Source organism: Paraburkholderia youngii (genome assembly GCF_013366925.1).
Classification (GTDB): Bacteria; Pseudomonadota; Gammaproteobacteria; order Burkholderiales; family Burkholderiaceae; genus Paraburkholderia; species Paraburkholderia youngii.
This window is the reverse complement of sequence record NZ_JAALDK010000002.1, coordinates 1270375-1293144: the sequence shown is the minus strand read 5'-3', so window position 1 is coordinate 1293144 and position 22770 is coordinate 1270375. Positions and strand designations below refer to the sequence as shown.

22 protein-coding genes and 1 pseudogene are annotated in these 22770 nt (G+C 61.7%); 10 read left to right on the top strand and 13 right to left on the bottom strand.

Annotated features, from left to right (window positions below; translation table 11 throughout):
- Positions 1-51: 51 nt before the first annotated feature.
- Positions 52-840, bottom strand: a complete 789-nt coding sequence (locus G5S42_RS37295; RefSeq protein WP_176111711.1) for an ABC transporter substrate-binding protein — start codon at positions 838-840, stop codon at positions 52-54.
- A 238-nt stretch (positions 841-1078) separates the two neighbouring features.
- Here G5S42_RS37295 and G5S42_RS37290 point away from each other — a divergent pair, with 238 nt between their 5' ends.
- Positions 1079-2050: an ornithine cyclodeaminase family protein gene (locus G5S42_RS37290; RefSeq protein ID WP_176111710.1), complete on the top strand. Its 972-nt coding sequence runs from the start codon at positions 1079-1081 to the stop codon at positions 2048-2050.
- 201 nt (positions 2051-2251) lie between these two features.
- Entirely contained in the window at positions 2252-2896 is a 645-nt protein-coding gene (locus tag G5S42_RS37285) for a helix-turn-helix transcriptional regulator (protein WP_008923557.1), read from the top strand.
- Positions 2897-3010: 114 nt separating this feature from the next.
- Here the strand turns inward: G5S42_RS37285 and G5S42_RS37280 are convergent, their stop codons facing one another.
- Entirely contained in the window at positions 3011-3289 is a 279-nt protein-coding gene (locus G5S42_RS37280) for a hypothetical protein (RefSeq protein WP_176111709.1), read from the bottom strand.
- A gap of 304 nt (positions 3290-3593) precedes the next feature.
- Positions 3594-4772: a TIGR03118 family protein gene (locus G5S42_RS37275; protein WP_176111708.1), complete on the bottom strand. Its 1179-nt coding sequence runs from the start codon at positions 4770-4772 to the stop codon at positions 3594-3596.
- Positions 4773-5082: 310 nt separating this feature from the next.
- Between G5S42_RS37275 and G5S42_RS37270 the strand changes: the two genes are divergently transcribed.
- The 4 genes from G5S42_RS37270 to G5S42_RS37255 all read left to right on the top strand — a co-directional run bounded on the left by G5S42_RS37270 (position 5083) and on the right by G5S42_RS37255 (position 8570).
- Positions 5083-5823 carry an ATP-binding cassette domain-containing protein gene (locus tag G5S42_RS37270; protein ID WP_176111707.1) on the top strand — a complete coding sequence of 247 codons (741 nt, stop codon included), beginning with the start codon at positions 5083-5085 and terminating at the stop codon, positions 5821-5823.
- A 127-nt stretch (positions 5824-5950) separates the two neighbouring features.
- Positions 5951-6874, top strand: a complete 924-nt coding sequence (locus tag G5S42_RS37265; RefSeq protein WP_312883696.1) for an ABC transporter permease — start codon at positions 5951-5953, stop codon at positions 6872-6874.
- A 116-nt stretch (positions 6875-6990) separates the two neighbouring features.
- Entirely contained in the window at positions 6991-7983 is a 993-nt protein-coding gene (locus tag G5S42_RS37260) for a sugar-binding protein (protein WP_176111705.1), read from the top strand.
- A gap of 47 nt (positions 7984-8030) precedes the next feature.
- Positions 8031-8570: an SRPBCC family protein gene (locus G5S42_RS37255; protein ID WP_176112011.1), complete on the top strand. Its 540-nt coding sequence runs from the start codon at positions 8031-8033 to the stop codon at positions 8568-8570.
- A gap of 78 nt (positions 8571-8648) precedes the next feature.
- Here the strand turns inward: G5S42_RS37255 and G5S42_RS37250 are convergent, their stop codons facing one another.
- The 8 genes from G5S42_RS37250 to G5S42_RS37215 all read right to left on the bottom strand — a co-directional run bounded on the left by G5S42_RS37250 (position 8649) and on the right by G5S42_RS37215 (position 16600).
- On the bottom strand, positions 8649-9404 hold the full coding sequence (locus G5S42_RS37250; protein WP_176111704.1) for a FadR/GntR family transcriptional regulator: 756 nt from the start codon (positions 9402-9404) through the stop codon (positions 8649-8651).
- A 34-nt stretch (positions 9405-9438) separates the two neighbouring features.
- Positions 9439-10959 (bottom strand): arabinosylfuranosidase ArfA, encoded by a 1521-nt coding sequence (arfA, locus tag G5S42_RS37245; RefSeq protein ID WP_176111703.1) that lies wholly within the window; start codon positions 10957-10959, stop codon positions 9439-9441.
- Positions 10960-11074: 115 nt separating this feature from the next.
- Entirely contained in the window at positions 11075-12409 is a 1335-nt protein-coding gene (locus tag G5S42_RS37240) for an extracellular solute-binding protein (RefSeq protein ID WP_176111702.1), read from the bottom strand.
- Positions 12410-12537: 128 nt separating this feature from the next.
- Positions 12538-13425 carry a carbohydrate ABC transporter permease gene (locus G5S42_RS37235; RefSeq protein ID WP_217710251.1) on the bottom strand — a complete coding sequence of 296 codons (888 nt, stop codon included), beginning with the start codon at positions 13423-13425 and terminating at the stop codon, positions 12538-12540.
- Positions 13422-14348, bottom strand: coding sequence for a carbohydrate ABC transporter permease (locus G5S42_RS37230; protein WP_176111701.1), 927 nt, complete (start codon positions 14346-14348; stop codon positions 13422-13424). The genes G5S42_RS37235 and G5S42_RS37230 overlap by 4 nt, the downstream gene beginning before the upstream one ends.
- Entirely contained in the window at positions 14338-15420 is a 1083-nt protein-coding gene (locus G5S42_RS37225) for an ABC transporter ATP-binding protein (RefSeq protein ID WP_176111700.1), read from the bottom strand. The genes G5S42_RS37230 and G5S42_RS37225 overlap by 11 nt, the downstream gene beginning before the upstream one ends.
- Positions 15421-15681: 261 nt before the next feature.
- Positions 15682-16314, bottom strand: coding sequence for a LysE family translocator (locus tag G5S42_RS37220; RefSeq protein ID WP_176111699.1), 633 nt, complete (start codon positions 16312-16314; stop codon positions 15682-15684).
- Between the two features lie 97 nt (positions 16315-16411).
- Entirely contained in the window at positions 16412-16600 is a 189-nt protein-coding gene (locus tag G5S42_RS37215) for a hypothetical protein (protein WP_176111698.1), read from the bottom strand.
- On the opposite strand from G5S42_RS37215, the pseudogene G5S42_RS44630 reads away from it, so the two are divergent.
- The 4 genes and pseudogenes from G5S42_RS44630 to G5S42_RS37195 form a co-directional block, all read left to right on the top strand.
- Positions 16601-16732 (top strand): annotated as a pseudogene (locus G5S42_RS44630) (helix-turn-helix domain-containing protein); the annotation flags it as partial.
- 270 nt (positions 16733-17002) lie between these two features.
- Entirely contained in the window at positions 17003-17410 is a 408-nt protein-coding gene (locus G5S42_RS37205; protein ID WP_176112009.1) for an OsmC family protein, read from the top strand.
- Between the two features lie 295 nt (positions 17411-17705).
- The gene (locus G5S42_RS37200) at positions 17706-18503 is read left to right on the top strand and encodes a hypothetical protein (RefSeq protein ID WP_176111697.1); all 798 of its coding nucleotides are present in this window, start codon (positions 17706-17708) and stop codon (positions 18501-18503) included.
- 721 nt (positions 18504-19224) lie between these two features.
- Complete coding sequence (locus G5S42_RS37195; protein WP_176111696.1) at positions 19225-19653, top strand: hypothetical protein; 429 nt, start codon at positions 19225-19227, stop codon at positions 19651-19653.
- Between the two features lie 247 nt (positions 19654-19900).
- On the opposite strand, the gene G5S42_RS37190 is transcribed toward G5S42_RS37195, so the two are convergent.
- Both G5S42_RS37190 and G5S42_RS37185 read right to left on the bottom strand, forming a co-directional pair.
- Entirely contained in the window at positions 19901-21400 is a 1500-nt protein-coding gene (locus G5S42_RS37190) for a trypsin-like peptidase domain-containing protein (protein ID WP_176111695.1), read from the bottom strand.
- Between the two features lie 284 nt (positions 21401-21684).
- Positions 21685-22596 carry a sterol desaturase family protein gene (locus G5S42_RS37185; RefSeq protein WP_176111694.1) on the bottom strand — a complete coding sequence of 304 codons (912 nt, stop codon included), beginning with the start codon at positions 22594-22596 and terminating at the stop codon, positions 21685-21687.
- Positions 22597-22770: the final 174 nt, after the last annotated feature.

Here is a 22770-nt window from a genome sequence, read left to right as displayed (position 1 = left end):
ATTTTGCGCAGCAAGCCGGCGCGAAACCTCTGGCGCCGGCTCGTGGACCCGTTACTTCGCGATGATGTCGTTGTTGAAATACTTCTGCGAAAGACTGCTCAGCGTGCCGTCTTTCTTCAGCGCGTCGAGTGCGGCATTGACTTTCGCGACCAGCGCCTTGTCGGCCTTGCGCAAGCCCCAGCCGGTGCCCTCGCCGAGCGTTGCCGGATCGCTGAGCGGCTTGCCGACGATCGCATACTCGTGGCCCGCGGGCTTACCGAGGAAACCGTCCTGCGCAGTTTGCGCTTCCTGAACGGCAGCGTCGAGGCGCCCGCCGAGCAAGTCGGCGTACACCTGATCCTGGTCCTGGTACGAGACGACCGTTACGCCGGCATTCGCCCAATGAGCTTTGAGGAAATCCTCCTGCGAGGACCCCTGCAACACGCCTACCCGTTTGCCCTGCAGACTTTTCACGTCGGGCAACAGGCCGGAGCCACGTCTGGCCACCATCACGATCGGCACGATATAGATCGGCTTCGTGAATTCAATCGATTGCTTGCGCTTGTCCGTGATGTTCATCGCGGAATTGATTACGTCGAATTTGCGGGCTTCCAACGCGGGAATCAGTCCATCGAACGCGTTTTCGACCCACACGCACTTCACGCCCAGCTTCGTGCAGACCGCATTGCCGACGTCGACGTCGAAGCCCTGCAATTGCCCGCTCGGCGACTTGCTTTCGAACGGCGGGTAGGCTGCCTCGATGCCGAAGCGCAAGGTGTCCTGAGCCTGCACGCCGACGGTCCCAAGCGAGCCCACCAACGCAGCGGCGACGATAAGTGAAAGTTGAAGCTTCCGAAACATAAAAGGTCCCCTGGTGTTTGGGCGACGACGATTGAGGGCATGCGCGACGGTTGACCGACCCGCTCCGAGACATCGCATGAGGCAGCTGACGCGCCGGCCTCACACCTGTTCTGGATTGACAGTCTATTCTGGACAAATATAAAAGCAAGCAATTTTCAAAATAAATGTCCAGACTGGACAGTTTGACTTAGAATCACCTCACCGCCGGAGCACCGGCACCGTTGTGGAGCGCAGTTCAATGATCCAGTCAGAAAACACAATGCCCCTCATCGTCGACCAGCAAACCGTTCGCGAGGCGCTACCTCACCTCGACGTGCGCAGCGTGCTGGCACAGATGTTTCGCGCGCTGGGAAGCCACATGGCAGTGCAACCTCCGCAGACGCTGACTCTTTTCCCGCAGAACGCTGGCGACTTCATCACATATCTGGGCGTGATGGCGGACGCGAAGGTGTTCGGCGCGAAGCTGTCGCCGTACATCGTCACGCAGGCGAAGCCCATCATTACCGCGTGGACGGCATTGATGTCGATGGAAACGGGGCAACCGCTGATGTGGTGCGATTCAGGCTTGCTGACGATCGAGCGCACCGCCGGAGCGACCGCACTCGCGGTACAGCAACTCGCCGCCGATCATGCGCGCCAGCTCGCGATTGTCGGCGCAGGGGCGGTCGGACGGGCTCATGTGCGCCATCTGGCGTCGACGCGGCCGTGGCAATCGATCTGGTTGTTTTCGCCCGGGCTTGCGAACGACACCGAAAAACGTGCGCAGCTTCCGGCGCTCGATGAAAGAGTGTCCATCTGTGCAAGGATCGAAGACTGTGTCGCCGACGCCGACGTCGTTGCGCTGTGTACCTCGTCCGGCACCCCGGTGCTGCACGAAAATATGCTTGGCAAGCCAGCGCTCATCACGTCTATCAGCACCAACGTGGCGAACGCTCATGAGATTCCGCCCGCATGGCTCGCCGACATGGACGTCTATTGCGACTACCGTCGCACCACCCCGGCCAGCGCGGGCGAGATGAAGCTGGCTTCGCAACATCATGGCTGGCGTCCAGAAGCCGTGCTGGGCGATCTCGCCGAACTCATGTGCGGCGAAGCGACCAAACCGTCCTATCGAAAGCATGCGTTTTTCCGCTCGATCGGGCTGGGTCTTGAAGACGTCGCGATTGCCTATGAACTGTTCAAATATCTGACTGCTCGAGCGGGCATGTAAGTAATCGCCACGATCTTGCCGACGCGCCAGATCGCACCATGCCGCCGGAGCAATGGCAAAGGCCGTTCGCCAACATGCTGGTCGTCGTGCCATCGAGCAGAAGTACCGCATCGCTCGTGGCAAAATGCCGAACGTTTTCGGACCTTCCATACCGTCGCCCACCCAAGTGGACTTTCAGAAAGCTGCAAGCATCTATCCCCTATGCGAAAGCCCAAGACAACGGCCGCACGTCGGCTACTTCTGGATCGCTACAGCCGTGTCGCCGATGGCATTGCGCTGTTGTTTTTCCCGTACGTCGAAATCGTCATTCATGACCTGCAAAGTCAAACGATCGCCTACATCGCCAATAATCTGTCGAAACGCGAACTCGGCGACGACTCCGCGTTGGAAGAGATCGACCATTCCGCGGAGTCCGGTACGGTCGGGCCGTATGAAAAAATCAATTGGGATGGGAGGCGGATGCGGTGCGTCAGCACGGTGTTGTTCGACGATGCCGGTAGCGCTGTCGGCGTGATGTGCGTGAACTACAACATCGCCGTGTTCGAAGACATCAAACATGTGATCGATCGTGTGATCTCCGGCGCCGGCGTCGTGAAGCAGCCCGAAGAGCTGTTCAAGGACGACTGGCAGGAACGCATCAACACGTTCCTTCACACATGGCTCCAGGAACGTCAGTTGGCCCTGAATTCGCTGACTCGCGACCATCGTCGCGAGATCGTCGAAGCGCTGTGGGCCGAAGGGGCGTTCAAGGGGAAAAGCGCTGCCAACTACGTCGCGAATGTGTTGGGGATGGGACGTGCCACCGTCTATCAGCACATTAGAGATTTGCGAGGCACGGCGACCTGATACGGGACAAACAACACCGACATGCACACGATGGCAAGGGCTATGCCCAGTTGCGACAGCGCGTGCATCACTCTGCTCGTGTGAATTTTCGTCGATAGACTGCTGTGCCGGTGCCTAGTTGCGTGCGCCGTGACCGCCGCTGTGGCCCCCGCCCTGCTCGAACTGAGTACTGCGACCGTGGAACCCATGGTGAAAGCCGTCGCCATGGTCAAAGTCGTGGAAGCGGCGGAAATCGCCGCCAAGGAATACACATGGCTGGCCGCGAGACGGGCACCCGGCATAGAACTCACACGGATAAGCCGGATACGCAGCGCACGTGTTGTAATAACCTGGCTCCGCAGCGCAATCAATCGCGCCAAGCAGCAGCACGGCAAACAGAACCTTCCCCTTCATGATGCAAACCTGCCATACCCCGTTCTTTCAGTACTCACCGCCACTATTCACAGCCGTCGGCATGATGGCGCCGTCAGCCGATGGCATGTTTTGCCTAACAGGTGGCGCGTTTTGCGTATCCGGTGCCGCTGTCCTGGTCTTTGATCGGCTATCCGCTGCCTCTGCATCGACGCAACGACTGAAGTTTAGTCCATTCGATCCAGTGGATAACCAGACCCGTGAGTAAAGCTCAGTCCGGAGGCAGCCGGTCACGTCTGGCGAGTTCCGCGACCGGCTGAGGCAAGGTCCTTCGTCCCGAACTTCGTCAATGGTCCGCGACTCGCTCCCTGGAGCCGCTTGCCGGAGCGATGATCCCGAAAAGTCCATTTGTCTCCTTGTTAGGACCGGCCGAGAAGTACAGCGTGTCCGGGCTCGAATTGCGGCCGCCACCGAGTGTCAGAGTCCACAGCCCGTCGATTGCCAGTGGATTGCCGAACTCATTCTCCAACTGATCGACGAACCCGCCGTCATTGTCGAAGACATTGATTCGACCATCGCCGAAGTTGCCAATGAGAATCTTGCCGCTGAAGCGGCCGAACGCAAACGATGCGCGCGTGATACCCCACGGCGAGTCGAGCGTCCCTCGGCTTGCAAAGCGACGCAGCAGGTGGCCGTCGGTATCGAATACATCGACGAATCCACGACCGCGTCCTGCATCGTCGTCGTGCTTCTCTTTGTTCTGCTTTGCGTAGGTGACGAAAAGATCCCCATCGATGTTCGCGATGCCAAACGGCGCATAGCCGGCTGGGATGTTCGGGTCGACGAAGCCGCCGTCGGTCGTCGCAGGCGTGAACAGGCCGTCTGAACCGTTCGGCCCAAATACATCGATCCGACCCGAACGGAAGTTCGTCGCAAACAGGAATCCGCCTTGCGCATTCACTCCGAAGACGAGCGCCTTGTAGACAGCCCCACTGGCGGCGGAGGGATTGGACGAGTTATCGACCGCGATCACGGCGTTGTTCGCCGGATTCAACCCACCGGCCCAAGCGGAAATCGTGCCATCTTCAGTTGCGAAGATGAATATGGCCGGGATCTTGGTACCTGGCACGAGAAACGCAGACGAAGGATTCCATACAATCCCGGTTGGCGCCGCGGGCGTGGGATTCGGTGGAGACTTCGGAAGGACGGGATGACAAGCGCCAGCCGGTATCACGTTGCCTGGCAGCGGAATGGCGACCTGCAGCGTCGTCACCTTGGTCCCCTCGCCGTCATACAGCGTGGAGCAGCCGGTGGCATTGTCGTTGATCCAGAATGGACTTCCTGCCGGACTAAAGGCAATACCCCAGGCGTTCTGCAAAACACCGTCGACCTTCGGGGCAGCGCCTGCCACGTTGGACACGAGCGGTTTGACGACATAGGCATCATCAGCAGCGGCATGCCCGATTGTGAAACCGGCGGCGAGCACAATCACAGCCGCCTTGAGACCACGCGAGATCAGAGACATAGCTACCCTCCTCGGCACTGGCGAGACATCGCCGCAAGCTAAACGACCGCAGGACTTCGAATATTCCCGCTCTACAAGAAGAATTCCGAAGCCACGACTTGCCACGACCGGTTGCTTCAGAGTCGACGACGTCGATCTATCTGCATAGTGATGAAGTGAAGGGGGCACGGCAGATGAGCGAGTTCGGCAGGTGGCTAAAGTGCCTTGCTAAAAGCCGCATCGTGCACTAAAAAACATCTACCTACCTCGTACGTCTACTGGCCGCCCAGCCAATGCAGTGGGCGCCTCCACCCAGCGAACGCGACAGTCTATGAGTCTTCTCGAGCTCAGAGGCGTTTCCAGACATTTCGGCGCCATTCAGGCCCTGATCGACGTGACGCTCAGCCTGGAGCCAGGCGAGGTGGTCGGGCTCATGGGCGATAACGGGGCCGGGAAATCGACATTGGTGAAGGTGGTCGCCGGCAACTTTCCGCCTTCGCACGGTGACATTCTCATCGATGGAAATCCCGTGCATTTCAACAAGCCGATCGACGCCCGCACGCGCGGCATCGAGGTCGTCTATCAGGACCTCGCGCTTTGCGACAATCTAACGGCAGCCGCCAACGTCTTCCTTGGCCGCGAACTGCGGATCGGGTTCGGACCTATCCGCGTGCTCGATCACGCGACCATGTATCGGCGTGCGGGTGATCTGTTCAAGCAACTGAAGTCCGAGACGCGCCCGCGCGACCTCGTCAGGCAAATGTCGGGAGGGCAGCGGCAAGCGGTGGCCATCGCCCGCACGCGCCTCTCCGAAGCGAGGCTCGTCCTCATGGACGAGCCGACCGCCGCGATCAGCGTCCGCCAGGTCGCCGAGGTGCTTGATCTCATCAAACGCCTGTCCGAACACGGTATCGCCGTCATCCTCATCAGCCACCGCATGCCTGACGTATTCGCCGTCGCCCACCGGGTGGTTGTCATGCGGCGCGGGCGCAAGGTCGCGGACAAGAAGACCGAAACGTCCTCCCCGGAAGAGGTGACTGGTCTCATCACCGGCGCCATCGCCGCTGCCTGAAACTGCCTTGCATCGGAGCCCCACATTGAACGACGCGTCGCGAAGGCCCCCCACAATGCCGCCATTGCTCGATGATCCACAGTCCGCGAGGACGCATACTCGCTGGTCGGGACTACTCGCAAGCCAGGTGTTCTGGGTCGTTCTGGCAACGATCGTTGCCTGTATCGCCCTATCGATTGCGACCTCGACCTTCGCGACCTCCGAGAATCTTTTCAACGTTACGCGAAACTTCGCCTTCGTCGCCATCGTGGCGCTGGGAATGATGGCGGTGATCGTCACGGGCGGCATCGACATTTCGGTTGGCTCGACCATCGGCATCAGCGGTATCGTGCTCTCGGTCGTCATGAACGCGGGCTACCCGATCTGGGCCGGCATCGGCATGGGACTATTGACCGCCGGGCTGGTCGGCCTCGTCAACGGCTTGCTGATCGCGTATCTCGGCATGCAGCCTTTCGTCGTGACGCTCGCCATGCTGAGCGTCGGCCGCAGCCTCGCACTCGTGATTTCCCGCAGCCGGACCATTTTCGATTTCGGCCCCGACGGCAGCAAACTCCTCGCGCTCGGCGGCGGCGCCACGCTCGGCGTCGCCAATCCGGTGTGGTTCCTGATCCTGCTTGGGCTGTTGTTCTGGTTCGCGTTCGGCTGGACGCGCTGGGGCCGCTACGTGTTCGCGATCGGCGGCAACCGTCATGCGGCGACTCTCACCGGCGTACCGGTACGCCGCATCGTTTGCAGCGTCTACGTGCTCTGCGGCCTGATGGCGGGCGTCGCGGCGATTCTCGAAGTCGGCTGGCTGGGCGCAGTCACGACAGGCCTCGGCACGGGCGACGAGCTGCGCGTGATCGCGGCCACCGTGGTCGGTGGGACCAATCTGATCGGCGGGGTTGGCAGCGCCTTCGGCACGATCGTCGGCGCGGCGCTCATCGAGGTCATCCGCAACAGTCTGATCCTGCTCGGCGTCGACGCGTTTTGGCAGGGCACGGTCGTCGGCAGCTTCATTGTCGTCGCAGTGCTCTTCAACCGGCTCGGTGGCGAGCGGCAAGCGGATTGAAATGTCTCTGGACGCATTGGCCGCTTTCGAGCCCGTGCGCAGGACGCGGGACGCGTTACGAAGACTGTGTAAGCCGACATGGGCACCGTAGAGCCGGCGCCGAACAGGAGGAAGCTATGAAAAAACTGTGGATGTGTCTTGCTGCGGCTGGAGGACTCGCGATGCTGGCGTCCCCGGGCTTTGCGGCCGATAAGACCCTTGCGCTGGTCGTCAAGGGTCTCGACAACCCGTACTTCGACCTTATGCATCAGGGATGCGAACGGGCGAACAAGGAACTCAACAAGCAAGGCTACAACTGTTATTACACCGGTCCCGCGACCGCGGCCGACGAGAGCGCGCAGGTGCAGATCATCGACGACCTGCTGACCAAGGGCGTCGCGAGCATGGCGATCTCGCCCGCGAACGCGCCGGCTGTGGCGGAGGTGCTGCGCCGCCGCGGCGGATCGGTCCCGGTCATCACTGCGGATGCCGATCTGCTGCCGAAGGATGCGTCGCTGCGCAAGAGCTATGTCGGCACCGACAACTACGAGCTGGGCGCCAAGCTTGGCGAGCAGTTGAAGATGCTGATGCCGAAAGGCGGCAACGTCTGCCTCGTGATGGGCAATCCGGCAGCGGAGAACATCAATCAGCGGGCCCAGGGCGCACGCGACGTGCTATCCGGCAAGAAAGGCGTCACCAAGCTCGCTGGCGAGAACGGCTGGCATGAGATCAGTGGCTGTCCGCTCTACGTGAACGACGACGCCGCGAAGGCGAACCAGATGATGCAGGACACGCTGACCGCCAACCCCACGGGCCTCGACGCCTTTCTGCTGGCGGGCGGCTGGCCGCTCTTCGCTCCGCAGGCCTTTTCGCAGGTCGTCGCCCCGATCATGGACAAGATCAAAAACGGCAAATTCGTGATCGTCTCGGCTGACACGCTCGGGCCCGAACTGCAGGCGCTCAAGGACCGCAAGGTGAATGTGCTCGTCGGCCAGCGGCCCGAGGAAATGGGCTACCGCGCCGCGATGGTCATGCGTGACCTCGCGGAAGGGAAGTCCGTGCCTCCGGTCATTCACACGGGACTCGACGTCTGCACGTGGAAGAACGCCGACACTTGCCTGAAGCATTGAAAGCCGGTGACCACGGCGACGACGAAGCCGTACTTCTCGAGTCCCGGATGAAATGGCCATCGAAATGGATGAGCGCGGTCCTGGCAGTCGTCGCGGTCGCTGCACTGCTTGCCGTCCCGTTGCCTCGGCTGGTCAATCTTACGACGAGGATTGCCACCGTGATCTCGATCGAGCGACCGGATACGGTGGTTTTCGACTACGTAACGACACCCGCTCACTGGCCCCGCTGGCATCCGTCTTCGCTATCGGTAAGAGGGGCGATCGACCACTCGTTAAACGTTGGTGAACAGGTTGCGGAAGAATTTCGCGTGGCGGGTCGCCGGGGAAGCGTCCTGTGGACCGTCGCCGTACGGGACCGTCCGCGCAAATGGGCGATTGTCGGCACGATAGACGGGAAGCCAGCAGGCACAGTGAGCTACGCTCTGACGCCCGTAGCGTCCGGGACACGATTCGAGCGCGAGTTCGTGTACCGCGCACCGACACTGTGGTTTGCGGTGTTAAATGTCTTGTTCGTTCGAACGAGAATCCAGCAGGAATCCGACGAGGCAGTCGCGCGACTGAAGAAAGCATTGGAAACAATGCCGTAGCCCGGATTTTTCCGAATCTCCAGGCGCAGCGACACGTCGAGTTGCGCGAGCGGTATGCGCCCGATCCGCCCACGTCTTCTAACGCTCGCGCCACACCACGTCTTTCGGGCTGATCGTGTAGCGCAGCATCCTTTCGCGCGATGCTTCGAGCAGACGCGTCATCGCGGCGGACGCGGCCTCCGGCTCGCGCGCAACGATCCGGCGACGCACCGCGTCATGCAGCTCGATATCTTCGCTCGGCCGCGCCGCCTGCCGCAGCAGCATCTCCGACGACACCCGCAACGCCGCCTTGATCGCACTGCCGATCGTAATGAACATGCCGTTCTGCGACATCGCGATGATCGCCATATGAAATTCCAGCACCGCTTCGCTCACCGCGCGCACATCCGAATGCGCCGACGGCGAAGCATAAGCGCTCGCCAGCTCGCGATAGCGGCGCTCGATCAGCTGAAGGTCGTCGTCGCTGCCGTGCCGCGCCGCCAGAAAGCTCGCGCGCGGCTCGAAACAAATGCGCATCTCGAAGATGTCCTCGACGATCTTCGAATCGAATTGCGCATTGAGCCGCCACGCGAGCACGTCACGGTCGAGCAGATTCCAGTCCGAGAACGGCAACACGCGCGTGCCGATCTTCGGCGTCACTTCGATCAGGCGCTTGCCGGTGAGCTGTTTGATCGCCTCGCGCACGGTCGTGCGACTCACACGGTACTCGGTGCACAACTCGCTTTCGACAGGGAGCAGATCACCAGGGCCGAATTCGCCCGAGACGATCCTCATGCCGACGATCCGCGCGACCTGCGCGGTCATCGTCCCTACGACGGGCTCACGCTCGAACATCACCCCTCCTTCGTAGACTTCCCGTGCGAACCACCTAGCCGCGCTTTGCCGCAGTCGTGACGATCACGTTCCACGAACCCGGCTTCAGGCGCGCCGTCAGTTTCTCGCCATCGACCGAGATCTTCTCGTTGGTTGCGGGCACGACCGTCAGCGGCGCTTCGCGCGTATTCACCGCCTTCATGTTCGGGTGGTGAAGTTCGAGCGCGTGATCGAGCGTGCGCTCCACGCCGAGGCCGCGCAATTCGATGCTGAGGTCCATCTCGTCGGTCAGGTGCCGGTTCAACGCGAAGATCGTCGTGGTGCCGCTCGCGCGGTCGTCGACTACGGCGGCGCACAGGTAGGCGATTTCGGAAAAGGTCTCGGCCTCGTAGGCCGGCGATTCGATCACCGGCTTGAGCACGCGGCCGTGACCGAACTTCGACGCCTGCGAGAACGGATAAAAGATCGTCTGCCGCCAGGCGGCTCCGCCCGGCTCGGTCATGATCGGTCCGATCACGTTGACGAGTTGCGCGAGGCACGCCGTTTTGACGCGATCCGCGTTGTTCATCATCGTGATCAGTGCGCCGCCGACCACCAGCGCGTCCTCGGCGTTGTAGACCTCCTCGATCAGGCGCGGTGCGCTTGGCCAGCCCGGTTTGCGCAGATCGTTGATCGAGCGCGCCTTGTACCAGACATTCCATTCATCGAACGACAGCATGATGCGTTTGCTCGAATGCTTGCGCGCCGCCACGCTGTCCGCAACAGCGACGATCTCCTTGATGAACAGATCCATCACGTCGATGTTGCCGAAGAATTCCGCGGTCGAGTCATGACGGTTCTCGAAGTACGTGTGCAAGGAGATGAAGTCGACCTGATCGAAGCAGTGTTCGAGCACGCGATCTTCCCATGCTCCATAGGTCGGCATGTCATGGGTCGACGAGCCGCACGCCGCGAGTTGAATGGTGGGATCGACCGCACGCATCAGTTTGGCCGTTTCGAGCGCGACACGGCCGTACTCGTCGGCGGTCTTGCGGCCGATTTGCCAGGGGCCGTCCATCTCGTTGCCGAGACACCAGAACTTGATGTCGTGCGGCTTCGCATAACCATGTTCGTGACGCAAGTCCGATAGCGCGGTGCCGCCGGGGTGATTGCAGTACTCGACGAAATGGCGCGCTTCGTCCGGTCCACGCGTGCCGAGATTGACTCCGTACATAGGCTCGATATCGAGCTCGCGGCACCAGTCGATGAATTCGTTGGTGCCGAACTGATTGGTCTCGACCGAATACCACGCGAGATCGAGCCGCTTCGGCCTTTGCGCCTTCGGGCCGACACCGTCTTCCCAGTTATAGCCCGACAGAAAATTGCCGCCGGGGTAACGGACGATCGTCGGCCCGAGTTCGCGCGTGAGCGCCATCACGTCTTTTCGATAGCCACGCTCATCCGCGTCGGGGTGATCCGGCTCATAGATGCCGGTATAGACGCAGCGGCCCATATGTTCGACGAACGTACCGAACAAGCGCCGGTCAAGGTCCGCGACGACGAAATCCCGGTCGACGACAAGGCGGGAGGTAATCATTGTGATAGGTCCTGTGGTGAGATCGCCTGCGCGTGCCGCGCGATGCGGCACGCCGGCTTTTGAGCTCGGTTGGGTTCGGTGAGGTTCCGTTGAGTTCGGGTCAGGCGCGCGGCCACTACCTGGACAGCAGCTTGTTGACGCGATCTTGCGCATCCTGTTCGACGGCGGCGATCGGCTTGCCCGAGGTCAACATGTTGCTGACCTCGCTGCCGACGATCTCCTGAATCGCGAACTGGCGCGGCACCGTGTTCGGCAGCGCATAGCCGGTGGACGAGATCTCCTTGATCTCCGCGCGATGCGGCAACGCGTTGAACGCCGCGCTATCGACGACCGACTGCCGCGCCGGCAGATGCCCGGTGCGGGCCCAGTCGGCGTCGTGGTCGTAGAGGAACTTGAGGAACACGAACGCGGCGTGGCGGCTCTTGTCGTCTTTCGCGCCGCCCTTGAGCATGACCCATGAGTGGCCATCGGCCCACACCGCTTTCTTCTGGAACAGGTTCGGGAACGGCACGACCTCGTAGCCGTTGTTGGCGAGCGGCGAATCGGCTTTCTTCGACAGATTGGTCAAGTCCTCGATCACCCATGTGCCGCAGATCAGCACCCCTGCCTTGCCGTTCATGAACGCCTGGTTCGACGCACCGTAGTCGAGGTTCGGGGTGATATCGCCCGCCTTCATCAGCCCATCCAGCAATTGCAGCGCATTGGTCACGGGCTTGACGCGCGGATCGATTTTTGTCGGGCCCGACGGGAAGAGCGTACCGTTCTGCTGATAGACCATCGTGTACAACGAGCGGGTCTGCGCGGCGCTCTCGTTGGCGATCGGCATCGTGAGGTACGGCAGACCGGTCTTGTCCTTGAACTGTTTCGCCTGCTTCAGCAGTTCGTCGGGCGTGCTCGGCAGGATCGGCTTGCCGCTCGCGTCGACGAGACCCGCCTTCCTGAACAGATTGATGTTGATATGCCACAGCCACGAATGCGTGTCGAACGGCAACGCGTAGGTTTTGTCGTCGAACGTGACGCCGCGGCGCGCGTGATCCGTGAAGTCCTTCGTATCGATCCCCACCGATTTGAACCCGGTGTCGAGCGGTTCGACGAGCTTGCGCTTCACATAGTCGCCGAGCACTGCTTCGTGCATGACCGAGATCGTCGGTACGTCGTGACTCAGAATGCGCGCATCGATCTGCGTATAGTAAGGAGACCATTCGATGATCTGCGGCTTGACGACGATGTCTTCCTTGTTCGTCGCATTGAACTCATTGACCAGCGTCGTGATGATTCCGCACTCACCCGCGGCCTTGCTCACGTCGTTCACATTGCCGTATTCAGCGTCGCAGGCGCCGAAAAAGCGCGATAGCGTAATTTCGGTTTTGGCCTGAGCGGGAGCCGCGAGGCCGGCCGTCAGACTCAGCAAGGCAAGCAAAAGCGCACCGCGTACGAGCGATCTCTTCATGGTTGTCTCCTGTCGAATACTCGATGAGCCGCGTATTTCCGATCGACACCGCGCGGCCGCTATGGGTTACCGGAGTGACCGGTTCTTTTCAAGCAAGGCGCCGATGTCTGGAAACATCGGCCAGCGGTTCAGCGCACCGTGGTGCCCGCAACGGCGGCCACGATGTACTTCTGGAAAAACAGGTACAGCACGAAGATCGGCAGGCCCGCGAACACGGCTTGCGCCATCAGGTAGCCAATGCCCTCGGACTGCGCGAAATTGCCTTGCGTCGATGCCAGGCCGATCGTCAACGTATACATCTCCGGCTTCGACGCCGACACGAGCGGCCACAGGTAGTCGTTCCACGCGCTGAGGAAGGTGAAGATCGCAAGCGTCGCCTGTGCCGGAATCGACAGCGGCAGCACGATGCGCCAGAACACCTTGAAGCGCGACGCGTTGTCGAGCAGCGCGGCTTCCTCGATTTCGACCGGCACGGCCTTGAAGTACTGGGTCATCAGGTACACGCCGAACGGTGACGCGAGCCGCGGCATGATCAGTGCGCCATAGGTGTTGTGCCAGTCGAGCGACGCGAACAGGCTATGCAGCGGAATCACGAGCGCCTGCTCGGGAACCGCGAGCCCGGCGAGGCAGACCACGTAAAGCCAGCGCTTGCCTGGAAAGGTCGTGCGCGCGAAGCCGTAGCCAGCGAGCGACGCGATGACGAGCGTCAGCAGGGTCTGGCCCAGCGCGACGATCGCGCTGTTGACCAACCAGCCGCCGACAGCTGAGGTGCCGATGATGCTGGCGTAGTTCTGCAGCGTGAACGGCGGCGAGAACAGCACATCGGTATGCTGCTGCAGGAAGGCGTTCGGCTTGAACGACAGCGCGAACACCCAGACCAGCGGCGCGATCCACACGAGCGCGAGCAGCACCACGGCGCCCAGCATCACGCGCTCGCCGAGACGACCGGCTAACGAACCGCGCGAACGTTCGGGACCGGCCGGATTCGAAGCGGATTGCATTGCGGCGGTACTCATGCGGGGTCCTTTCTGCGTACGATCCATGACTGCACGGCGATACCTAGCAGCATCAGCGCGAACAGCACCTGGGCCGCGGCAGCCGAATAGCCGAACAACCATTGGCGAAAGCCGGATTCGTAAATGAACTGGACGAGCGGTCGCGATGCATTGTTCGGTCCGCCGCCGGTCAGCAATTGCGCCTGACCGAACAGCTGGAACTGGAACACCGCTTCGATCACCGCAACTAGCGCGACGGTGCGCCGGATCGACGGCAGCGTGATCGCTACGAAGGTGCGCCAACGGGTCGCGTTATCGAGCGCAGCCGCTTCGTATAACTCCTGCGGGATCTGCTGAAGCGCGGCGAGAAACAGCATCATCGGCAGGCCCACGATCCACCACACGGTGACGATCGCGATCATCGGCAGCGCCGTGGCTTCATGGACGAGCGGCACGTACTCGGGGATGTTGAGCGCGCGGCTGACGTCGGCCAGCAGCCCATGACCCGGCATCAATACCAGCTTCCAGACGAGCGTGACGATCGTCACCGACAGCACCGACGAACCGAAGAAGATCGCACGCAGCGCGGCGCAAAATCGGCCCGGCCGATTGAGCACGAGCGCGAGCGCAAGACCGAGCGCGACGAACATCGGCACGGTCATGAACACGAAGTAGAACGTGTTGCGCACGGCGCCGCGAAAGATCGGATCGGACGCGAGGTCTAGATAGTTCTTCAGGCCGATGAACTCGGACGTGCCACCGAGCAGATCGACGTTCTGCAAGCTCAGCCACCAGCCGTACATAAGCGGCACGACCAGCAACAGCACGTAGACGATCACGAACGGCAATACGAACAGCCCGTTCGACCAGGACGCGAGGGGATAGTTGAAACGGCGCTGCCGCGCTTTCGGCAGACCGGCCGTCAGCGGGCGATCAGCCGCCATGATGCGCGCTCCCGTTGGCGTCGAACAGATGCAGATGGGCAGCATCGAGATTCATACGTAGCGGGTCGCCGGGCTGCAATTCGTACTCGCGCGGAATCTCGATGACGATCAGCTGATTGCTGGCCAGACTCACGTGCGCGAGCGAACGGTCGCCGAGGCGCTCGATGAATTCGGCGCGCCCATTGAGCGCGCCGGCCGCGTCGATCACCACATGCTCGGCGCGGATGCCGAGCGTGAGTTGGCCCGGAGGCAATCTGCCGGCCGCGATCGTGGTCGGAATCACGACGTTGTCGACGGGCAGGCGCACGCGCAAACGGCCGCCGTTTTCGCCGGCCGGTTCGACATCGATGAAGTTCATTGCCGGTGCGCCGATGAAGCCGGCCACGAAGCGCGTGGCCGGACGCCGGTAGATATCGAGCGGCGCGCCGATCTGCTCGATGCGGCCGCGGTTCATCACGACGATGCGTGTGGCGAGCGTCATCGCTTCGATCTGGTCGTGTGTGACGAAGACCATCGTCGAGCTGAGGCGCCGATGGATCCGCGCCAGTTCGACCCGGGTACGCGTGCGCAACGCCGCATCGAGGTTCGACAACGGCTCATCGAACAGGAACGCTTCCGGTTCCTTGACCACCGCGCGGCCAATCGCGACCCGCTGACGCTGACCACCCGACAGTTGCGCGGGGCGGCGCGTGAGCAGCGCATCGAGTTCGAGCATGCGAGCGGCCTCGGTAATGCGCCGGTTGATCTCGCTCGCGACGACGCCCGAGTTGCGCAAGCCGAACGCCATGTTGTCGTAGACCGTCATGTGCGGATAGAGCGCGTAGTGCTGAAACACCATCGCGACGTCGCGCCTCGCCGGCGGCAGGTGCGTGACCTCGCGGCCACCGATGCTGATCTGCCCTTCGCTGACGGCCTCCAGCCCGGCGATCATGCGTAGCAGCGTCGACTTGCCGCAACCGGACGGGCCGAGAAAGACGAGGAATTCGCCTTCATGGATGTTCAGGTCGAGACCGGTGATCACTTCCGTCTCGCCATACCGCTTTGTCACGCCGTTGAGCTGAATGCCCGTCACCGTGCCTCCTTGGGTTATGTCCCGGAACTGCCGTCTCTGTTTGTATTTGTCTGCTTTGATATTATGAAAATATAGTAATTTCGATCGCTTTGATTCGTCCAATCCCTATTTCGATATTGATCTATTCGGATTTGGTATCGGGATATGCGTATTGAATTGCCTTCGCAATACGCAATTCAAAACGAGAATTTGCGGCCGATGCCGAAGCGCTTTCTAAGCCAAAGACAAGGTCGTCCATTCGTGGGCGCGGAACAGGAAAGGTTACCGGCGGGCTTCCGTTGCCATACGGACTGCAAGGCCCGCTAGCACCGTGCCCATCAACCAGCGTTGAAGCGTAATCCACGTCGGGCGGCTCGCGAGAAATCCGGCAATCGAGCCAGCCATAGTCGCAATGGCTGCATTCACGCAGACGCTGATCACGATCTGCGTTGCACCCAGCGCAAGCGATTGATGAAATATGCTGCCGTGCGACGGATCAATGAACTGAGGCAATAGCGACAGGTAAAGCACGGCGATTTTGGGGTTCAGCAGATTGGTGGTGAACCCCATCAGGAACAGTTTGCGACGGCTGTCCACGGGAAGATCGCGGACCTGAAATGGTGAGCGTCCGCCGGGCTTGACTGCTTGCCACGCAAGATAGAGCAGATACATCGCGCCGCCAAAGCGGAGCGCATCGTAGGCGTAGGGTATAGCGAGAACCAGAGCGGTGATGCCGAATGCGGCACACAGCATGTAGAAGACGAAACCAAGGGCGACGCCAGCCAAGGAGATAAGTCCAGCTTGACGACCTTGGCAGATGGAGCGTGAAATCAGATAAACCATATTCGGTCCGGGGGTAAGCACCATGCCGAATGCAACGAGACCGAATGAAAGGAAATGGCTTAGATTGGGCATCGAAAACTCCAAAGTTACGCGTATCGAAGGCGGCGAATTTTCATCCGTGATTTTCCACTAGCTTTGCGGGTTGCCGCCAGCAGATGTTTTGCGAGACTCAAGCGAACGGATGCAGCGCCAGTTCGAGAACCCAGGACGATGAGGAATAGAGAAAGCAACGGCGGAAGGTTTTTGGACTGATCTTCTGCCGCACCATCGAGCCCAACCACATTCCAGCGAGAGCGGGCACGACAGCCAGCAGCGACACGCCGAGCCGGTCAATCATGAACGCGCCACGGGCGAGCATATGAGATTCGATCTCGCGGATCTGCGTCTGTTCGTTTGCGTGGTCGATGCTGGCAGCATTGCAGCCGGGGCCCGACAGGCAAATCTCGCATTGGCGTCGGCAAGCGAGCGGATCAGTAACATCGAGTCGGATGCAGGTGTCGTTCTGCTTGAAAGAAGCCGCCGGGACGTAGTGACCACCGAGGCAGGAGAGGCGCTCGCGCACCATGCGCGTCTGATTCTCCGACAACACAGTCTGTTGCAGGGGGAACTACGCGACTTCGGTGCCGGTGAACGTGGTACGTTGCTGCTGTACGCAAATACGGCAGCGCTTACTGGCCTCTTGCCGCACGCAGCCGGCGATATTGAACGCGCCCCCGCAATCGACCACCGCTGCGGTGGCGCCCAGTTCCGAGGAGTTACCATGCCGCTCGCCACCGCCTCCGCACGGCTCGCCGCCGATGCTCCCAACTATCTCGTGGCCCTCGAAGCCGGCCGCCATGCGCTCGCTGGCGACGAAGGCCCGCACGAAGGCGGTGAGGATCGCGGGCCCGCCCCTTTCGAATTCGTGCTTGCGGGTCTCGCCGCGTGCACGTCCGCGACGCTGCGCATGTACATGCAGCGCAAGGGCTGGCCCGACGGCGCCATCGATGTGACCGCGACGCTGCACGCGGACCAGGAGCGCAACCCGTACATTCGTCGCACCGTCAAAGTGGATGCGCCGCTCGACGCCACGCAACGGGCTCGACTCGCGGAGATCTGCGAAAAGACGCCCGTCACGCTCTTCATCAAGCGCGGCACGCGCATTGACACCACGATGATGGAGCGGTGAAGAGCGGACGAACGCGTACTGCAGGCTAGTTCCCGTCATTGCTCTCATATGGTCGATGCGCTTCGGCAACTGACGTTTGCCTCTCAGTGTTGCCAGAACAGGGCGGGCGGCTGCATACAGCCATCGGAGGGACATACGCAAGGGATTTATTTAACCCTTCAAGTTCCATCCAATCGTGCCGCGCATCGAACAAGAGCCGCATCGGCGACAATCAAAAAAAGCGCGTCAATCAATAAGCGCTTGCCTGCGTCAATCAACATCGGCTGCGCGGCCGAAAACGAGGCGGCGGATTATCTTGACCCGCCCGAGCCCGAACCGCCTCCGCCGTAACCGCCTCCGCCCGAACCGCCTGAGCCGTGACCGCCTCCACCCGGACCGCCTGAGCCGTGACCACCCGCGCCCGAACCGCCTGCACCCGAACTGCCTGCACCCGAACTGCCTGCACCGTGACCGCCTGCGCCCGAACCGCCTGCGCCCGAGCCGCCTGAACCTGAACCGCCTGCGCCCGAGCCGCCTGCGCCCGAGCCGCCTGCACCTGAACCGCCTGCGCCCGAACCGCCTGCACCCGAACTGCCTGCACCGTGACCGCCCGCGCCCGAACTGCCTGCGCCCGAGCCGCCTGAACTTGAACCGCCTGCGCCCGAACTGCCTGCGCCCGAACTGCCTGAACCCGAACCGCCTGCGCCCGAACCGCTTGCGCCCGAACTGCCTGAACCCGAACTGCCTGAACCCGAACTGCCTGAACCCGAACTGCCTGAACCCGAGCTGCCGGCACCCGAACTGCCTGCACCGTGACCGCCTGCGCCCGAACTGCCTGCACCCGAACTGCCTGCGCCCGAGCTGCCTGCGCCCGAACTGCCTGCGCCCGAGCTGCCTGCACCCGAATTGCCTGCACCGTGACCGCCTGCGCCCGAACTGCCTGCACCCGAACTGCCTGCGCCCGAGCTGCCTGCGCCAGAACTGCCTGGGCCCGAGCTGCCTGCACCCGAACTGCCTGCGCCAGAACTGCCTGGGCCCGAGCTGCCTGCACCCGAGCTGCCTGCACCCGAGCTGCCTGCACCCGAGCTGCCCGCACCCGAGCTGCCCGCACTAGAACTGCCCGCACCCGAACTGCCCGCACCGCGACCGCCTACGCCCGAACTGCCGGCATTCGAGCTGCCGGCACCCAAACCACCGGCACCGGAACCGGCCGCGCCTGCGCCGGAGCTGCCTGCACCTGCACTCGAGCCACCGGCACCTGCACCAGAACCACGTCCGCCCGAACCGACCGCGCCTGCACCCGAGTTGCCGGCATTCGAACCGCCCGCACCCGGACCGGCTGCGCCTACCCCTGAACCGCCCGCGCCCAAACCGCCTCCTGCGCGACCGCCTGCAGGCTGCCTTTGAACCAGTTGCAGTGAAGCAGAATTCCGAGAAGGTGCGCCGCGAGTATTCGGAGAAGGTGCACTGCGGTGATCGAGCGAAGCGGAAGACCCGCGTGGGGCGTGCTCAGCACTGCTAGTTGCAGATCCCAGCGCAGGAACTGGCGATGGTCCTGCGACATGATCGGACGAAGACGCTCGTGGCGTCGGCGATCTGGGTCCAGTGATCCCGCTCGCATGCCGCTCGATTGCTCTCACGTCCGGCGCCGAATGGCGGCGAGCTTGTGTAGCGGTATAGCTTGCCTGGTCGGGCCCTCGCGTAACCGACTGCGGCGCAGCACTATCCGGAGTAGCTTTAGCGCCATGATCGGACGGAACGGAAAACGCGGGCGGGGCGAGTTCAGCACTGCCAATCGCGGTTGGGTGAGTGGGAGGCGAGGGCGGCAGCGCGACATGCCCGAACCACGTCGTGTGTGGCGCTGGCGACGTAGTTTCGATAATCCCGAGCGCCTGATCATCGTCGAACCGATCGATTTGCGCGACCACACCCATGACCGCGACAGCCAACGCGCTTGCCGACCCAGCCCAAAGCGCGAGATGTCTGCCACGCGAAGGCTGTGCGGTATTGATGTCTGCATCCGGGCTACCTGCACCCGAACCCGGATGCCCGGACTGCCTGAACATTCCAACACGCTTCGGATCGTTTCGCCTGGTCCTTCCATTCACTACGTTCATCTGCCGTCCCCTTACGGAGAGCTCATCGAAATGAGCCGCGGTTCGGCCTGTTCGCCCACGGTTCCGTCACGGCAATGGGCAGCCGTGAACCAGCTTTTCTATCCTAAGCCTTTGAGCTATGAAAACGTCCGCCATCTTCGTGGCTGATCTGGACTAGTGGCCGGAATCGCCCTCCGGCGCACCTCTGCGCAATCCCTCCAAAGTCGGCGGCGACTCATGCAGACGGAGCATTCGCTGTGCCTGATCGGTCGCATCCCAATGAAGCTATGAGATCGTGGACATAGCATGGGCAAACACGGCTCAACAGGGTCCGTGCCGGGCGGGGTTGTGGTTTGCGTCGCCTTAGTCCCGCTTGCGTTATGAGGCACTTTGCATGCGCATCACGCAGCGACGGTCACCTGAGCGTGACGGAGACAAACCGGCGAGCATTTTGACGCTGGATCAGCACCGATATCGCTTTCTTCGCCTTTTCTTCCACTGCGCTCGCTTGCTCCCGGGATTCGATCAGCTCGCCATTGAAGGACAGGACGATATCGCCAGTGCGAATGCCAGCCGTCGCCGCAGGTCCGGTCACCTGGTCCACCATCATCCCTTCCGGAAGATCATTCGCCCGCTTCTCGTCGTTGTTCAGCGGATGCATCGTCAAGCCAAGGCGATCCGGTGCGGCGCTTGCACTTTGGGTCGGAGGGGGATTCGACGCTGCGTCAGGGGTTTGCACGGCGCTTGGGGTTGCGCCGGGCGCGCCGACGATGATTTCAATCGTCATCGGCTTTCGGCTGCGGATCAGCGTGAGCGTCGTCTTCGTTCCGGGCTGCAGCCCGGCGGCATACTGGGACAGTTCGGCCGAGCGAGCGATCGTCCTGTTGCCAATCTGCATGATCACGTCGCCAGGCCTAATGCCACTCGCGGCGGCCGGCGTACCAGGCGTGACGACGTTGACGAGCGCCCCGGCCGGCCGTTGCAGGCCAATGGCCACCGCCAACCCAGGTCCGACGTCCTGAACCTCTACACCAAGAATGCCCGCCGGGCCATTGCTCTGGGTTTGCAACTGCGCTCGCACCTTATTCGCCGAGTTGATCGGAATCGCAAAGGTCAGGCTCGGGTACCGCTCCGCGTCCGGATAAACCTGCACGTCGATGCCGATCACGTCGCCCGCCCGATCAAACAAAGGACCGCCCGAATTGTCGGGACTGGCTGCGACCTCGGTCTCGAAAAAGGGAAAACTGCTGCCGTCGGGCAACAGGCGCGACGTGGCGCTAACAATGCCAGTCGTAACGGTGTTCTGGTAACGGTCGGGCGATCCGATCGTCAGCACCTGTTCACCGACGCGCACGCGCGACGAGTCACCAAGCTTGACGGTCGGCAGCGTCGCAGCATCGATCTGAATCACCGCAACGTCGCTATCTGTGTCGACGACGAGCACCTTGCCTTTGAACTCCCGCCGGTCGGTCAGACTGACCGTGACTTCGTCCGCCTGATCCACCACATGTGCGGTGGTCAGAATGAGGCCATCGGGGCTGATGATGAAACCGGAGCCGGTGCCCGTTGTCACGCGAGCAATATTGCGTTGCGGCTCCGGGGATTGCGGCGCGACGCCGCTGAAAAACGCGGCAATCGGATCGTGGGGGCCGATGTCCTCAGGGGGCGGCGCCGATGTTTGCTTCTCTGCAGCCGTTGCGCGGATATGGACTACAGCGGGCCCGTATCGCTCGACCATGGTGGGGAAGTCAGATGGCGTCGTGGCATTGGCCGGTGCAACCAACTTCCCCTGGGCGGACTTGGGCGAGGCGTTGTCGCCGGCGAGCGCAGCTGGCAAGAGGCACGGACAGCCGCCCAGAAGTCCAGCTACCACCGCAGCATGGAGCAAGGTGCGATTCAAGGTCCGGCGGAACACGGCGCCTCCGAGGCGGTCGTCATCGCAGCGTATCGAAGTCTGAAGCGACCAAGGCTAACAGCGATGGCGAACAGGACAGACGCTGATGAAATAATTCTATGCCTCTGGCGGCGCTCCGGTGTGACACGGCTCGCCACGAAGGCAAAATCACCCAGTTCTGGCGCGCCAGAATATAGAGAATGACGTGGATGACTGAGACAGCTCGATACAACCCAGACCAGCTACGGATTTCGCGAATCGCTTGGCGACGGACCGGTGCAATTTCGTACTTCCTGACTAAAAGCTTAGCCGTTGACCGCTCCCGCCGCGCCGGATTGTTTGCTCTTGCGGCGCAGTTCTTCGGTCGTTTCGCCTCCGCCGTGCGGCAGCCAACCCGGCGGCTGGATCACGTGATTGATCGCGATCCACGGGCTCTTCGCGTTGACCATATCGCGAATCAGCGTGGCCCAGTGCTCGAACTCGACGACGAGCGGGTTGCGCGACGTGGTCGGCGTCACGAGACCGTAGCGACACGGTTCGTCAGCGCGTTCTTCCACGTAGGTGCCGAACAGCCGGTCATAGATGATCAGCACGCCACCATAGTTCGCGTCCAGATAATCGACGTTCGATGCATGGTGCACACGGTGGTGTGACGGCGTATTGAACAGATATTCGAACCAGCCCAGCTTGGGAATGTACGTGGTATGCAACCAGCCCTGGTACATGAGATTGAGGAACAACGTGAGCAGCACGACCTCGGGCTTGATCCCCAGCCATACGAGCGGCGCGAAGAACAGCGTCGAGCCGGTCAGTTTGCCGGTCAGGCCGAGACGATAGGCCGTTGAAAGCGTCAACTGGTTCGGCGAATGGTGCACGGCATGCGTGGCCCAGAAGAAGCGCACGCGATGCGACGCACGGTGATACCAGTAGTAGCAGAACTCCATTCCGATGAAAAGCGCGAACACCATGAGCGCGCTATTGATGCCGACCGTAAAGATGCGATGGTCGTACACGAAGCTGAAAATTGGCGTCGCGACCGAGATCGGCAGCAGCGACATCAGCCTGCGCGCGGCCAGGTCGAACAGTGAGATCCACACCTCGTGCCAGGCAAATGGTGAGGACGCACTCTTCCTGCGGCTCAGCACGACTGCTTCGATCAGCGAAACGACAACGACGACGCCGGTGACGGCAAGAAGAAGTTTTGTGAAGGATTCCATGACGATGCCATATCGGGTGGTGGCGGGAGGTATCGTCTGCGGTGGTGAGGGGTCAGTGCATCGCATCGATACGCGCACTTTAGACAGGGTTCGCGTGACTGGCTACGCAAAAGGTATTTCACCGAGTGTCATGGGATCACTATTCACGGGTCGCGGCGAACAAGGCGATGTGCC

Bases quoted from the DNA above. Each gene is read 5' to 3' on its own strand.
- arfA (WP_176111703.1), bottom strand. From the start codon at position 10,959: ATGATTACCTCCCGCCTTGTCGTCGACCGGGATTTCGTCGTCGCGGAC.
- G5S42_RS37270 (WP_176111707.1), top strand. From the start codon at position 5,083: ATGAGTCTTCTCGAGCTCAGAGGCGTTTCCAGACATTTCGGCGCCATT.
- G5S42_RS37295 (WP_176111711.1), bottom strand. From the start codon at position 840: ATGTTTCGGAAGCTTCAACTTTCACTTATCGTCGCCGCTGCGTTGGTG.
- G5S42_RS37290 (WP_176111710.1), top strand. From the start codon at position 1,079: ATGATCCAGTCAGAAAACACAATGCCCCTCATCGTCGACCAGCAAACC.
- G5S42_RS37185 (WP_176111694.1), bottom strand. From the start codon at position 22,596: ATGGAATCCTTCACAAAACTTCTTCTTGCCGTCACCGGCGTCGTCGTT.
- G5S42_RS37235 (WP_217710251.1), bottom strand. From the start codon at position 13,425: ATGAGTACCGCCGCAATGCAATCCGCTTCGAATCCGGCCGGTCCCGAA.
- G5S42_RS37285 (WP_008923557.1), top strand. From the start codon at position 2,252: ATGCGAAAGCCCAAGACAACGGCCGCACGTCGGCTACTTCTGGATCGC.
- G5S42_RS37230 (WP_176111701.1), bottom strand. From the start codon at position 14,348: ATGGCGGCTGATCGCCCGCTGACGGCCGGTCTGCCGAAAGCGCGGCAG.
- G5S42_RS37220 (WP_176111699.1), bottom strand. From the start codon at position 16,314: ATGCCCAATCTAAGCCATTTCCTTTCATTCGGTCTCGTTGCATTCGGC.
- G5S42_RS37275 (WP_176111708.1), bottom strand. From the start codon at position 4,772: ATGTCTCTGATCTCGCGTGGTCTCAAGGCGGCTGTGATTGTGCTCGCC.
- G5S42_RS37195 (WP_176111696.1), top strand. From the start codon at position 19,225: ATGCCCGAACCACGTCGTGTGTGGCGCTGGCGACGTAGTTTCGATAAT.
- G5S42_RS37240 (WP_176111702.1), bottom strand. From the start codon at position 12,409: ATGAAGAGATCGCTCGTACGCGGTGCGCTTTTGCTTGCCTTGCTGAGT.
- G5S42_RS37260 (WP_176111705.1), top strand. From the start codon at position 6,991: ATGAAAAAACTGTGGATGTGTCTTGCTGCGGCTGGAGGACTCGCGATG.
- G5S42_RS37280 (WP_176111709.1), bottom strand. From the start codon at position 3,289: ATGAAGGGGAAGGTTCTGTTTGCCGTGCTGCTGCTTGGCGCGATTGAT.
- G5S42_RS37255 (WP_176112011.1), top strand. From the start codon at position 8,031: ATGAAATGGCCATCGAAATGGATGAGCGCGGTCCTGGCAGTCGTCGCG.
- G5S42_RS37250 (WP_176111704.1), bottom strand. From the start codon at position 9,404: ATGTTCGAGCGTGAGCCCGTCGTAGGGACGATGACCGCGCAGGTCGCG.
- G5S42_RS37205 (WP_176112009.1), top strand. From the start codon at position 17,003: ATGCCGCTCGCCACCGCCTCCGCACGGCTCGCCGCCGATGCTCCCAAC.
- G5S42_RS37215 (WP_176111698.1), bottom strand. From the start codon at position 16,600: ATGCTCGCCCGTGGCGCGTTCATGATTGACCGGCTCGGCGTGTCGCTG.